At 75.1% G+C, this 12,638-nt stretch carries 14 protein-coding genes; 12 read left to right on the forward strand and 2 right to left on the reverse strand.

Translation table 11 applies throughout. The features are described 5' to 3' along the window. Positions 1-19: 19 nt before the first annotated feature. Positions 20-862, reverse strand: coding sequence for an HAD family hydrolase (locus tag OIE51_RS15565; protein ID WP_326598279.1), 843 nt, complete (start codon positions 860-862; stop codon positions 20-22). A 495-nt stretch (positions 863-1,357) separates the two neighbouring features. On the opposite strand from OIE51_RS15565, the gene ssd reads away from it, so the two are divergent. From ssd to OIE51_RS15600, 7 genes are all read left to right on the forward strand, one after another. Then, positions 1,358-2,431: a septum site-determining protein Ssd gene (gene ssd, locus OIE51_RS15570; protein ID WP_326598280.1), complete on the forward strand. Its 1,074-nt coding sequence runs from the start codon at positions 1,358-1,360 to the stop codon at positions 2,429-2,431. A gap of 44 nt (positions 2,432-2,475) precedes the next feature. Continuing rightward, entirely contained in the window at positions 2,476-3,639 is a 1,164-nt protein-coding gene (locus tag OIE51_RS15575) for a TadA family conjugal transfer-associated ATPase (RefSeq protein ID WP_326600649.1), read from the forward strand. Then, positions 3,636-4,493: a type II secretion system F family protein gene (locus OIE51_RS15580; protein WP_326598281.1), complete on the forward strand. Its 858-nt coding sequence runs from the start codon at positions 3,636-3,638 to the stop codon at positions 4,491-4,493. Before OIE51_RS15575 ends, OIE51_RS15580 begins: the two co-directional genes overlap by 4 nt. Further along, positions 4,490-5,080, forward strand: coding sequence for a type II secretion system F family protein (locus OIE51_RS15585; protein WP_442811933.1), 591 nt, complete (start codon positions 4,490-4,492; stop codon positions 5,078-5,080). Before OIE51_RS15580 ends, OIE51_RS15585 begins: the two co-directional genes overlap by 4 nt. 147 nt (positions 5,081-5,227) lie before the next feature. Continuing rightward, positions 5,228-5,422 (forward strand): DUF4244 domain-containing protein, encoded by a 195-nt coding sequence (locus OIE51_RS15590; protein WP_326598282.1) that lies wholly within the window; start codon positions 5,228-5,230, stop codon positions 5,420-5,422. Next, the gene (locus OIE51_RS15595; protein ID WP_326598283.1) at positions 5,376-5,759 is read left to right on the forward strand and encodes a TadE family type IV pilus minor pilin; all 384 of its coding nucleotides are present in this window, start codon (positions 5,376-5,378) and stop codon (positions 5,757-5,759) included. Before OIE51_RS15590 ends, OIE51_RS15595 begins: the two co-directional genes overlap by 47 nt. Further along, positions 5,743-6,099 (forward strand): Rv3654c family TadE-like protein, encoded by a 357-nt coding sequence (locus OIE51_RS15600; RefSeq protein WP_326598284.1) that lies wholly within the window; start codon positions 5,743-5,745, stop codon positions 6,097-6,099. The genes OIE51_RS15595 and OIE51_RS15600 overlap by 17 nt, the downstream gene beginning before the upstream one ends. Here the strand turns inward: OIE51_RS15600 and OIE51_RS15605 are convergent. Then, positions 6,077-8,440, reverse strand: a complete 2,364-nt coding sequence (locus OIE51_RS15605; RefSeq protein WP_326598285.1) for a DEAD/DEAH box helicase — start codon at positions 8,438-8,440, stop codon at positions 6,077-6,079. The two genes, OIE51_RS15600 and OIE51_RS15605, sit on opposite strands and share 23 nt — an antisense overlap. Before the next feature lie 135 nt (positions 8,441-8,575). Between OIE51_RS15605 and OIE51_RS15610 the strand changes: the two genes are divergently transcribed. The 5 genes from OIE51_RS15610 to OIE51_RS15630 all read left to right on the forward strand — a co-directional run bounded on the left by OIE51_RS15610 (position 8,576) and on the right by OIE51_RS15630 (position 12,554). Continuing rightward, complete coding sequence (locus OIE51_RS15610) at positions 8,576-8,917, forward strand: STAS domain-containing protein (protein WP_052847650.1); 342 nt, start codon at positions 8,576-8,578, stop codon at positions 8,915-8,917. A 136-nt stretch (positions 8,918-9,053) separates the two neighbouring features. Then, on the forward strand, positions 9,054-9,473 hold the full coding sequence (locus OIE51_RS15615; RefSeq protein WP_326598290.1) for an ATP-binding protein: 420 nt from the start codon (positions 9,054-9,056) through the stop codon (positions 9,471-9,473). Positions 9,474-9,514: 41 nt separating this feature from the next. Continuing rightward, entirely contained in the window at positions 9,515-10,273 is a 759-nt protein-coding gene (locus tag OIE51_RS15620; protein ID WP_326598291.1) for an SDR family oxidoreductase, read from the forward strand. A 130-nt stretch (positions 10,274-10,403) separates the two neighbouring features. After that, complete coding sequence (locus OIE51_RS15625) at positions 10,404-10,991, forward strand: small secreted protein (protein ID WP_326598292.1); 588 nt, start codon at positions 10,404-10,406, stop codon at positions 10,989-10,991. A gap of 54 nt (positions 10,992-11,045) precedes the next feature. Continuing rightward, positions 11,046-12,554: a DUF7059 domain-containing protein gene (locus OIE51_RS15630; protein ID WP_326598293.1), complete on the forward strand. Its 1,509-nt coding sequence runs from the start codon at positions 11,046-11,048 to the stop codon at positions 12,552-12,554. Positions 12,555-12,638 lie beyond the last annotated feature (84 nt).

Here is a 12,638-nt window from a genome sequence, read left to right on the forward strand (position 1 = left end):
GAGCGCCGCCCCTTCCGTGTCAGACGGCGGTGAGCCGGGCGCCGACGGGCTGGGGCATCCGGCGGCGGCTGGCGTACCAGACCAGGCCGGCCGCGCAGGCCGCGGCGGCGACGGCGGCGCCCGCCGCGAGCGCGGGCCGGGGCGGCATGGCGAGCGAGGGCAGGCGCTGCCGCAGCCGGACCGTCCGCTCGAACGTCAGCACCGGCCAGCCGCGCGCCACGGCCTCGCGGCGCAGCCCCCGGTCGGGGTTGACCGCGTGCGGGTGGCCGACGACCTCCAGCATCGGGAGGTCGGTGATCGAGTCGCTGTAGGCGTAGCAGCGGTCCAGGTCGTACCCCTCGGAGACGGCCAGCGCGGCGATCGCCTCGGCCTTGGCCGGGCCGTACGCGTAGTACTCGACCTCGCCGGTGTAGCAGCCGTGCTCGACCACCATGCGGGTGGCCACCACGCGGTCCGCGCCGATCAGCTCGCCGATGGGCTCCACCACCTCGGCGCCCGACGAGCTGACGATGACCACGTCGCGCCCGGCGGCGTGGTGCTGCTCGATGAGAGAGGCAGCCTCGTCGTAGATGATCGGATCGATCACCTGATGGAGGGTTTCCGCGACGATCTCCTTGACCTGACGCACGTTCCAGCCACGGCAGAGCGACGACAGATACTCCCGCATCCGCTCCATCTGGTCGTGGTCGGCTCCGCCGAGCAGATAGACGAACTGTGCGTAGGCGCTGCGGAGAACGCCGCGCCGGTTGATGAGTCCGCCCTGATAGAAGGACCTGCTGAAGGTGAGGGTGCTCGACTTCGCGATGACCGTCTTGTCCAGGTCGAAGAAGGCAGCCGTCCGCGGCTGGGCCAGGATTTTCACGTCCCGAGCATAAAGCCCGCCATTCGGCGTACGCCTGTGCGCGTGGGTTTGCCACAGAGGGCTCTCGGGTACACCATGGAAGTCACGGATCGTTCGCGACCGTGCTAACCCGGTCCGACTCCTCCCCCCCCGAGTCGGCCGTGGAAAGACGACCCCCGCTCTCCCCCCCGGCGGGGGTCGTCGCATGTCCGGATGCGATTCTCCCAGCTCGGAGCGGTCTTCCGCCGCTTGTCCGTGGCTTTCCCGCCCCCTCGACGGGGGCTTTTTCTCTGCCCAAATGATCACAGTGTGTGATTGACGATAGCGCCTGCGCGACCGTTTCGCGGCGCGTGCGCTGGCGTGCACCACCACGGGTGATGGAGATTTCCACAACGCTGGAGTTATCCACAGATTGAGGCCGAGACCCCCAGAAAGCGGCGAACGACGGCACCGTAAAGGCATGGCTGTCGATGCGTTCGGCGACCGGCCGGACGCGCTGTGCGAAGGGGGATAGCCGTGGCCGATTCCATTCTGATTCTCACGGAGGACGAGGATCTTCTTGACGACCTGCTGCGGCTGTGCGCCGCGGCGGGGGCCGATGCCGAGGTCGTGCACGGCGCGCCCGTGTCGGCCGCGCGGTGGGAGCGGGCCCCGCTCGTGCTCGTCGGCGACGACCGGGCCGTGGCGAGCCCGGAGGCCGGCCGCTGGCCGGGCCGGCGCCCCGGCGTGCTGCTCGTGGGGCGCGATCTGGACGATCACACGATCTGGGCCCGTGGGGTGGCGCTCGGTGCCGAGCAGGTGCTCCATCTACCGGGCGACGAGCCGTGGCTGGCCGACCGCATCGCGGACGCCATCGACCGACCGGGCACCCCGGCGCTGACCGTCGGCGTGTTCGGCGGCCGGGGCGGCGCCGGAGCCTCCTCGCTGGCCTGCGCGCTGGCGGTGACGGCCGCCCGGCAGGGGCGGCGCACGATGCTCATCGACGGCGATCCGCTGGGCGGCGGACTGGACGTCCTGCTCGGCGGCGAGCGGGTGCCGGGGCCGCGCTGGCCGTCGTTCCTCGCCGCCCGGGGGCGGCTGTCCGGCGCGGCGCTGGAGGAGTCGCTGCCCCGGCTGCACGGGCTGAGCCTGCTCAGCCACGATCGCGCGGACGGCGCGAGGCTTCCGGCCGAGGCGATGTGCACGGTGCTGACCGCCGCGCGGCGCGGCGGCGGCGTGGTGGTGCTCGACCTCCCGCGCGCCGCCGACGAGGCGGCGGCCGAGGCCCTGGTCCAGCTCGACCTGGGGCTGCTGGTGGTCCCGGGCGAGCTGCGCGCCGTGGCCGGCGCCCGGCGGGTGATCGGCACGACGGGGGCGCTGGTCCGTGACCTGCGGGTGGTGGCCCGCCCACCGGGCCCCGGCGGGCCGGCGGGCGCCGAGCTGGCGCGGCTGCTCGGGCTGCCGCTCGCCGGTGAGCTGCCCGACGAGCCGGGCCTGTCGGCGGCGGCCGACGCGGGAGAGCCGCCGGGCGCGAATGCCGGGGGCGTGCTCGCGAAGTTCTGCGCCACTCTGCTGGAGCGGGCCCTGCCCGCCGAGGGAGTCGTCGCGTGAGCGCCGGGACCCGGGCCGCGGCGCCGGAGCGGGAGGAGCCGGCCGTGCCGCCCGAGCTGCTGGACGCCGTGCGGCTGCGGCTGGCCGAGGAGGGGGCCGAGCCGACGCCGGGCCGGGTGGCGGCCGCTCTGCGCGCCCAGGGGCGGCTGATGGGCGACAGCGCCGTCCTGTCCGTGGTGCGCGCGCTGCGGTCCGAGCTGGTCGGCGCCGGGCCGTTGCAGCCGTTGCTCGCCGAGCCGGACGTCACCGACGTCCTGGTGAACGGGCCGGACGAGGTCTGGGTGGACCGCGGGCGCGGCCTGGAGCGGGCGGCGGTGCGCTTCCGTGACGCCGCGGCCATCCGTCGGCTCGCTCAGCGGCTCGCCGGGGCGGCGGGCCGCCGCCTGGACGACGCCAGCCCCTGGGCCGACGTCCGGCTCCCCGACGGCACGCGGATGCACGCCGTGCTGCCGCCCGTGGTCGTCGGCTCGCCCTGCCTGTCGCTGCGCGTGCTCCGCGCGCGGGCCTTCACCCTGGCGGAGCTGAGCGAGGCCGGCACCATCCCGCCCGGCGGGGAGCGGTTGCTGCGGTCGCTGCTCACGGCCCGGCTCTCGTTCCTGATCAGCGGCGGCACCGGCTCCGGCAAGAGCACCCTGCTGGCCGCCCTGCTCGGCCTGGTCGAGCCGGGGGAGCGGATCGTGCTGGTGGAGGACTCGGCCGAGCTGCGGCCCGCCCACCCCCACGTGGTGCGGCTGGAGACCCGGCCGGCCAACCAGGAGGGCGCGGGCCGGGTCACGCTGCGGGACCTGGTCCGCCAGGCCCTGCGGATGCGTCCGGACCGGCTGGTGGTGGGCGAGTGCCGGGGACCCGAGGTGCTGGACCTGCTCGGCGCCCTCAACACCGGCCACGAGGGCGGCTGCGGCACCCTGCACGCCAACGCCGCCGCCGATGTCCCGGCGCGGCTCGAAGCGCTCGGCAGCGCGGCCGGGCTGGCCAGGGTCGCCCTGCACAGCCAGCTCGAAGCGGCGCTCTCCGTGGTGCTGCACCTGGGGCGGGACCGCGCCACGGGACGGCGCAGGATCGCCGAGGTGCACGTTCTGGGGCGGGACGGCTCCGGCCTGGTCCGCACTGTCCCCGCCGCCCGCTGGGAGCCCGGGGGATTCGCCCAGGGGCCCGGCTGGGACCGGCTGGCCCGGCTGTGCGCCCGGGGCGGCGGGTGTGCGCTGTGACCGGGCAGATCACGCAGTTCGCGGCGGCCCTGTGCGCAGGCGCGGGTGCCTGGCTGCTGGCGGACGGGTCGCCGTGGCGGCGCCGGTCCCGGCTGCTGCCCGTCGGCGCCGCCGGAGCCGCGCCGTCCGCTCGTCGTCGCCGTCCGATGACGCGCCCGCCGGACGCCGCCACGGTGCGCGTCGTGCTGGGCTGTCTGGCGGTCGGCGGGCTGCTGGCCCTGTGGGGGCGTTCTGCCTTGCCGCTGGCGGCCGCCTTGCTGGCCGCGCCGTTGGTCGCGCGGTGGTGGCGGGGCTGTCTGGCGCGGCGCGCCGCCGACCAGCGGCGGGACGCGGTGATCGCCCTCTGCGCCTCGCTGGCCGGGGAGGTGCGGGCGGGCCGACCGCCGGGGAAGGCGCTGGCCGACGTGGGCACGGGCGGTCTCGGCGTGCCCGGTGGCGCGGTGCTGGCCGCGGCGCGGTACGGCGGGGATGTGCCGTCGGCGTTGCGGGCGGCGTCGGAGCGGCCCGGGGCCGAGGGGCTGCGCGGACTGGCCGCCTGCTGGGCGGTGGCCGTGGACGGCGGCGCCTCGCTCGCCTCGGGGCTGGAGCGGGTGGCGGGGGCGCTGCGCGCCGAGCGCGACCAGCAGGAGGAGCTGCGGGCGCAGTTGGCGGGACCGAGGGCGACGGCGCTGGTGCTCGCGGCGCTGCCGCTGTTCGGGCTGGCGCTGGGCGCCACGATGGGTGTGGAGCCGCTGCGGGTGCTGTTCGGCACCCCGGCCGGGCTGGGCTGTCTGCTGGTCGGGGCGCTGCTGGAGTGGGCGGGGGTGGCCTGGGTGCGGGCCATCGTCCGGTCTGCGGAGCGGGGGGCGGCATGACGGCGGCTCTGGCTCTGCTGGCGTTGGCCTGGTGGGCCGTCCGGGGCGGCCGGGGCGGCCGGCCGCCCCGGGGCGGGCTCCGGGTCCCGGGCGGCAGGCGCCGCCGCCTCGCGCGGTCGCTCGTCGCCCGGGCCCGGCGGCGCCCGCGCGAGCCGGACGATCCGCGGCTTCCGTTGGCGACGGAGCTGCTGGCCGCCTGTCTCGCGGCGGGCGCCACGCCGGGCACAGCGGCGGATGCGGTTGGGGCGTCGCTCGGCGGCCCGGTTGGCGAGCGTCTGCGCCGGGCCGCCACCGAGCTGCGGCTCGGCGGCGAGCCGGCCGTCGTGTGGGCCAGGTTCGGCCGCCTGCCGGGCGCCGCGACGCTGGCCCGCCGCCTGGAGCTCGCCGGCACCAGCGGAGCGCCCGCGGTCGCGGCGGTGGCCGCCGAGGCCGCCGAGTGCCGGGCCCGCCGCCGCCGGGCCGCCCAGACCCGCGCCAGACGGGCGAGTGTCCTGGTCACGGGGCCGCTGGGGCTGTGCTTCCTGCCCGCGTTCCTGCTGATCGGCGTCGCCCCGGTGGTGATCGGCCTGGCGGCGGAGCTGCTGTGACCCGTCCGCCCCCGGCGCTCGGACGCCCGTCCGTCAACCCACCGGCCCCGGCAATCCCTCGATTCACCCAATTCGTCAACCCCATCAATGCGTCAAAGAACGTCATCAATGTCATCAACGTCATCAACGCGCACGGGAGGTCCGGCCATGTGGCCAGTCACACGTTCGATCAAGCTGTCGCCCCGGTGGCGGCGGGACGCCGGAATGTCCACCGCGGAGTACGCCGTCGGCACTCTCGCGGCAGCCGCTCTCGCCGCCGTCCTGTATCAGGTCGTCACCTCGGGGGCGGTGACCGATGCCCTCCAGCAGGTGGTGGAGCGGGCGCTCAACACTCAGCCGTGACTGTGCCCCGGACGGCGGCTATGTCACGGCGGAGAGCGCGGTGGTCATTCCCTCGCTCGTCCTGCTGCTGGGGATGCTGCTGTGGAGCCTGGGCGCCGTCGGCGCCCAGATCCGGTGCGGTGACGCCGCGCGGGCGGGGGCCCGCGCGGCGGCCCGTGGGGAGGACCCCGCCGCCGTCACGGGCGTGGCGCGCGCCGCGGCCCCGGAGAACGCGGAGGTGCGGGTGGCGCGCGAAGGCGAGATCTACCGAGTGTCCGTCGAGGCCAGAACGCTGGGCCCCGGCCCGCTGGCCGTGCCGGTCTCCGGGGAGGCGGTGGCCCATGCCGAGCCGGGGTGACCTCGGCGACCGAGGGTCCGCCACGGTGTGGGCCGCCGCGAGCGCCACACTGCTGTGCCTGGTGTTCGCCGCCGTCCTGGCCCTCGGCCAGGTGACCGCCGCCCGGCAGCGGGCGGCCGGGGCCGCCGACCTGGCGGCGCTGGCCGCCGCGGACAGGGCGCTCGCCGGGGCGGAGACGGCGTGCGGGCTGGCCCGGCGGGTGGCCGAGGCCCAGGGCGCCCTCCTGACGCGCTGTCACGTGGGCGGCGAGATCGCGGATCTGACCGCCGAGGCCAGGGCCGGACCGTACGCGGTCCGGGCGAGGGCCCGGGCCGGGCCTAGTGACGCAGCAGTTCCGTGAGCAGGCGGATGGCACCGGCCTTGTGCAGCGGATCGTTGCCATTGCCGCACTTGGGTGACTGGATGCACGACGGGCAGCCGCTCGCGCACTCGCAGGCCGCGATCGCGTCCCGGGTCGCGGCCAGCCACCGCCGTGCCGTGTGGAAGGCCCGCTCGGCGAAGCCCGCGCCGCCGGGATGGCCGTCGTGGACGAACACCGTGGGCAGCAGCGTGTCGGGGTGCAGCGCGGTGGACACCCCGCCGATGTCCCAGCGGTCGCAGGTGGCGAACAGCGGCAGCATGCCGATGGAGGCGTGCTCCGCCGCGTGCAGGGACCCCGGCAGGATCTCCGGGCCGATCCGGGCGGCGTCCAGCTGATCCTCCGTGACCGTCCACCACACCGCCCGGGTGCGCAGCGTGCGGGCGGGCAGATCCAGCCGGGTCTCGCCCAGGACCTCGCCGGTCAGCAGCCGGCGCCGCAGATAGGAGACGACCTGATGGGTGACCTCGACCGAGCCGAAGTACAGCCGCGCCGCCCCCCAGGGCACCTCGGTGTCGGTCTCCAGCACGGAGATGTCAGTGACCTCGCGGGCCGAGGTCGACCATGGCGGGCTGGCCTCCTCGACCAGAGCCACCGACTCCCGGAGGTCCAGCTCCCGGACGACGTAGGTGAGGCCCTGGTGCAGGTGGACCGCGCCCTCGTGGACCGAGGTGTGCGCGGCGGCGGCGTCCACCGTGCCGAGCAGCCGCCCGGTGCCGTCCTCCACGACGCGCACCTGCTCGCCGCCTTCCCCCCGGATGCCGACCATGTCGGCGGGCCGCTCCCGCCGGGTCCAGTACCAGGACGCGCCCCGGCGGCGGAGCAGCGCGCGCTCGGTCAGCTTGGGCAGCAGCTCGGCCGCGGCCGGGTCGAACAGCGCCCTCTCGCCCGCGAACTCGGCCTCCGTAAGCGGCAGCTCGGCGGCCGCCGCGCACAGGTGCGGGGCCAGCACGTAGGGATTGCCCGGGTCAAGTACGGTCGTCTCGACCGGCTGTTGGAACAGCGCTTCGGGGTGGTGCACCAGATAGGTGTCGAGCGGGTCGTCCCTGGCCACCAGCACGGCCAGCGCACCCTGCCGCCGCCGCCCGGCGCGGCCCGCCTGCTGCCACAGCGAGGCCCGGGTGCCCGGATAGCCGGCCAGCAGCACGGCGTCGAGCCCGGCGATGTCCACGCCCAGTTCCAGCGCGGTGGTGGCGGCCAGGCCCAGCAGCTCGCCCTCGTGCAGCGCGCGCTCCAGCGCGCGGCGCTCCTCCGGCAGATAGCCGCCCCGGTAGGCGGCCACCCGCCGCCGGTCGGCCGCGTCGAGGCGCTCCTGGGCGATCAGCGAGATCAGCTCCGCGCCGCGCCGGGAGCGGACGAAGGCGACCGTGCGCACCCCCCGGGAGACGAGGTCGGTGAGCAGTTCGGCGGTCTCGGCGGTCGCGGTGCGGCGGACGGGCGCGCCCCGCTCGCCCACGGCCTCGGTCAGCGGCGGCTCCCACAGGGCGAAGACCAGCTCGCCGCGGGGCGAGGCGTCCTCGGTCACCGCCGCGACCGGCAGCCCGGTCAGCCGGGACGCCGTCGTGCCGGGGTCGGCCGTGGTGGCCGAGGCGAGCAGGAACACCGGCTCGGCCCCGTAGTGGGCGCAGACACGCCGGAGCCGGCGCAGCACCTGGGCGACATGCGAGCCGAAGACGCCCCGGTAGACGTGGCACTCGTCGACGATCACGTAACGCAGCGCCCGCAGGAAGGAGGACCAGCGCCGGTGGCCGGGCAACAGGCCGCGGTGGAGCATGTCGGGGTTGGTGAGCAGGAGGTTCGCGTGCTCCCGCGCCCAGGTCCGTTCCTCGGACGCGGTGTCGCCGTCGAAGGCCGCCGGCCGGACGGCGGTGCCGAGGGGGGCGGCCAGTATGCGGACCGCGCGGAGCTGGTCGGCGCCCAGCGCCTTGGTCGGCGCCAGATACAGCGCGGTGGCGCCACGCCGTCCCCGGGCCGGGTGGCCGTCGAGCAGGGTGCTGAGCACCGGCACCTGGTAGGCGAGGGACTTCCCGGAGGCGGTGCCCGTGGAGATCACGACGGATTCGCCGCGCAGGGCGTGCTCGATCGTGCGAGCCTGGTGTGCCCAGGGTCGTTCGATGCCGGTGGCCCGGACGGCGCCGATCACCTCGGGGCGTATTCGGTCCGGCCAGGGCGCATGGCGGCCGGGACGCGCGGGAAGCTGCTCCATGTGGGTGAGCCGTGCGGCGCGCTCCGATCGTGTGCGCAGGAGTTCGAGCACCTCCCGGGGTGACGGGCGGTGCGCCTCGGTGTCGCCCGCTTCGTGCGGCCGGTGGGTGTCGGGCATCGGCATCGAGTCTGTCACTGGTCCGACGGACAATGGCTGTAAGACGTCGTCCTGGGCAGGCGGTAAGTGGTTGAATGCCCTGGCGGCTGCCGATCCATGGGGGGCGACCGCTCGATGCAAGGTGCTGGAGGATCCGTGGACCTGTCCCTGTCAACCCGAACCGTTGGCGACCGTACGGTCGTGGAGGTAGGCGGCGAGATTGACGTATACACCGCGCCCAAGCTGCGCGAACAGTTGGTGGAGTTGGTCAATGACGGCAACCATCACCTCGTGGTGGACATGGAGCGCGTCGACTTCCTCGACTCCACCGGGCTTGGTGTGCTGGTCGGCGGCCTGAAGCGGGTGCGTGCCCAGGAGGGCTCGTTGCGCCTGGTGTGCAACCAGGAGCGCATCCTGAAGATCTTCCGGATCACGGGCCTGACCAAGGTGTTCCCCATCCACGAGTCCGTGGACGAGGCCATCGCGGCCACCGACTGACAAGCGCCGGGCTCGCCGAGCCGAGCCGGGCGGAAGCCAAGAGATCAACACCGCGACCGCCCCGCGCGACGGCGGCGCCGGCCCTGTCGGCACCGTGGCCCGGGGCGGTGTTTCCGCACGATCGAGGGGGATGGCCATGGCCACCGTCGAACTTCGCTTCAGCGCGTCCCCGGAGCATGTGCGCACCGCCCGGCTGGTGGCCGCGGCGGTCGCCCGGCGCGCCGGAGTCGACGAGTCGGTGCTCGACGAGCTCCGGCTCGCGGTCGGCGAGGCGTGCAGCCGCGCGGTGGGCCTGCACGCTGTTCACGGACTGACCAGTCCCGTGCGCGTCGTGCTGACCGAGGGGGAGAAGGCGTTCTCCATCGAGGTCGGCGACGACGCGCCCAGCGTCGTTCCCTCGCCCCGGGACCAGTCGGCCGCCGAGGCCGCCGAGGAGAGCGACGAGCTCGGCCTGGCCGTGATCAGCGGGCTCGTCGACGACGTCGAGGTGATCTCCGACGCCCGCGGCGGGAAGATCCGCATGACCTGGCCGACCGCGACCGCCGCCGTCTCCTGACCGGCCGGCGAGAGCGCGCGGACGGCGGGCGGGACGGCGCGGTGGCGGCCCGCCCCGTCGCGCTGGTCACCGGCGTGGGCCGGTCGGCCGGGATCGGCGCCGCGGTGGCCGAGGGGCTGGCGGCGGGTGGCTGGGATGTGGCGTTCGGGTACTGGACTCCCTATGACCGCCGGATGCCGTGGGGCGCCGACGACGGCGCGGTCGGCGCGGTGGCGGCGCGGCTGCGCGGGCTCGGCGCCCGGTCGGCCGGGTTCGAGGCCGATCTGAGCGACCCGGAGGCGCCCGCCCGCCTCTTCGACGCCGCCGAGGAGCGGCTGGGGAGCGTCACCGCGCTGGTGCTCGGCCACTGCGAGTCCACCGACTCCGGAATCCTGGACACCACCGTGGAGAGCTTCGACCGCCACTTCGCCGTGAACGCCCGCGCGACCTGGCTGCTGATCAGGGAGTTCGCGCTGCGCTTCACCGGCCCGCGCGGCACCGGCCGGATCGTCGCTCTGACCAGCGACCACACCGCGGGGAACCTGCCGTACGGCGCCAGCAAGGGCGCCCTGGACCGCATCACGCTGGCCGCCGCCCGGGAGCTGGCCGATCTCGGCGTGACCGCCAACGTCGTCAACCCCGGCCCCACCGACACCGGCTGGATGACCGAGGAGCTGAAGGCGGACGTGGTCCGGCGCACGCCCCTGGGCCGCCTCGGCACGCCGCGCGACTGCGCGCGCCTCGTCGCGTTCCTGTGCTCCCCGGAGGGTGGCTGGATCAACGGTCGGCTGCTGCACAGCGACGGGGGTTTCAGCGCGTGACGAACGTCCCGGCAGAGCTGGTTCAGATGGGTGTAATTCAGGACAATAAGCCTGGCTGTCACTCGGAAGAGGGATGAACGGCGTGTAAGTTCCCGCCCTAGCGGTACGCAAGGACGAGGAACGGGGAACGGTGAACAAGAAGCTCGCGGTCACACTGTCGGGTTGCGCGACGCTGGTCGTCCTCACGCTGTCGGCGTGCGGCGGCGACGGCGGTGACGACACGGACGAGTGGGCCAGGAACGTCTGTGAGCAGTTGCAGCCCCAGGTCGAGCGGATCGAAGCCGCCAACGCCGCCATCACCGAGGCGAGCGAGGGCAACCGTTCCGCGGAGGAAGTGCGGGAGGCCGACTCCACCGCCTTCCAGGACGTCTCCGACGCCTACGCCGCCCTCGCGGACGCGGTCGACGAGGCCGGCGACCCGCCCGTCGACAACGGCACGGAGTTGCGCGAGAACGCCGTCACCGCCCTGCGCGGCCTGTCCGACTCCTACGCCGAGCTGAAGGAGAGCATCGACGGCCTCGACACCTCCGACCAGGGCGATTTCGCCGAGGGCCTGCGGGACATCGCCGAACAGCTCCAAGCGCTCGGCCAGAGCGGTGACGAGGCGCTGAGCGAGCTTCAGTCCGGCGAGCTCGGGGAGGCGATGAGCCGTCAGGAAGGCTGCCGCGGCCCCTCCGCCTCGGCCTCCGCGTCCCCGGAGGAGGAGAACGGCGAGTGACCGGCGGGCGGCGGCCCGGACACGGGTGCCGCCCATGGCGCGGACAATGGTGACGTGAGCATCACTCCACTTCCGCCGCCCGTCGCCGGCCTCGGCGCCCCCCGTCTGCGGGAGGCGTTGCTGGCCGCCTCGTTCACGCCCGATGGTCTCCTCGACCTGCTCGGTGCCCCCGCCCATGCCGCCCTCGCGCGCGGCGAGACCGTGCCGGCCCGGCGCGCCACGCGCGGAGTCGACGCTCCGTCGGCCGTGCTGACGCGGCTGTTCTTGCTGCGGCGGCCCGTTCCGCTGGCCGAGGCCCGGCACGCGCTGCCGCTCGACGCGGCGCTCGGCGACGGCTGGCTGGCGCGCGACGGCGACGAGGTGCGCGCGACCGTGGACGTGCGCCCCTACGCGGGCGATGACGGCCAGGACTGGTGGATCGTCTCCGACGCGCTCGGACACCGGGGCGAGGCCCGGGACATCGTGCTCGGCGTCGGCGGCGCGTCCACCACGCTCGCCGGGCTGACGCCCCGCCACCCCGTCGGCCGGGTGCTCGACCTGGGCACCGGCTGTGGCGTCCAGGCCCTGCACGCCACCCGGCACGCCGCCCGGGTGACCGCCACCGACGTCAACCCCCGCGCCCTGCGCATGGCCGCCCTCACCCTCGCCCTCTCCGGCGCCCCGGCCGCCGACCTGCGCGAAGGGTCGCTCTTCGAGCCGGTGAAGGACGAGGAGAACGCCTACGACCTCATCGTCTCCAATCCCCCGTTCGTCATCTCGCCCACCCGGGCCGGGGACGGCGGCGGCCTGACCTATCGCGACGGCGGCATGGCGGGCGACGAGCTGTGCCGCACGGTCGTGCGGGAGTCGGCCGCCCACCTCGCGGACGGCGGCTGGTGCCAGCTCCTGGCCAACTGGCAGCAGGTCGACGGCGAGGACTGGCGCGAGCGCGTCGCCGACTGGGTGCCGCCCGGCTGCGACGCGTGGATCGTGCGCCGCGAGGAGCAGGACGTCACCCAGTACACCGAGCTGTGGCTGCGCGACGCCGGGGCGCACCGCGGCGACCAAGCAGCGTACGAGGAGGCGTACGCGGCCTGGCTGGAGGAGTTCGCCGCCCGCCGCACCCACGCGGTCGGCTTCGGCTGGATCACGCTGCGCAAGTCGGGCGCCGCGCGCCCGTCCCTGGTGATCGAGGACTGGCCGCACACCGTCGAACAGCCACTCGGCGACACGATCCGGACGCATTTCGCGCGGCGGGACTTCCTCCGCGCTCACGACGACGCCGCGCTGCTGCGCGCCCGTTACGTCCTCGCCGACGGCGTCGTCCAGGAGCAGCTCGGCACCCCCGGCGACGAGGACCCCGAGCACGTGGTGCTGCGACAGCGGCACGGCATGATGCGGGCCCGCGCCATGGACACGATCAGCGCGGGTTTCGCCGGAAGCTGTGACGGGACACTCACCGCCGGCACGATCCTCGACGCGATCGCACGGTTGCTCGACGCGGACGAGGTAGCCGTGCGTAGTGGGGCGACGGAATGGCTGCGGCCCCTGGTTGAACAGGGCTTTCTGATCCCGGCGGAGTGACCGGCGGGGGGCGCGGGGTGCCCGCGCGGCGCGCGGGGTGCACGGTCGGTGACTGTCCATGGACAACGCGCTGGCGTTACCGGG

The sequence above is a fragment of the Streptomyces sp. NBC_01803 genome, from assembly GCF_035917415.1.
Classification (GTDB): Bacteria; Actinomycetota; Actinomycetes; order Streptomycetales; family Streptomycetaceae; genus Streptomyces.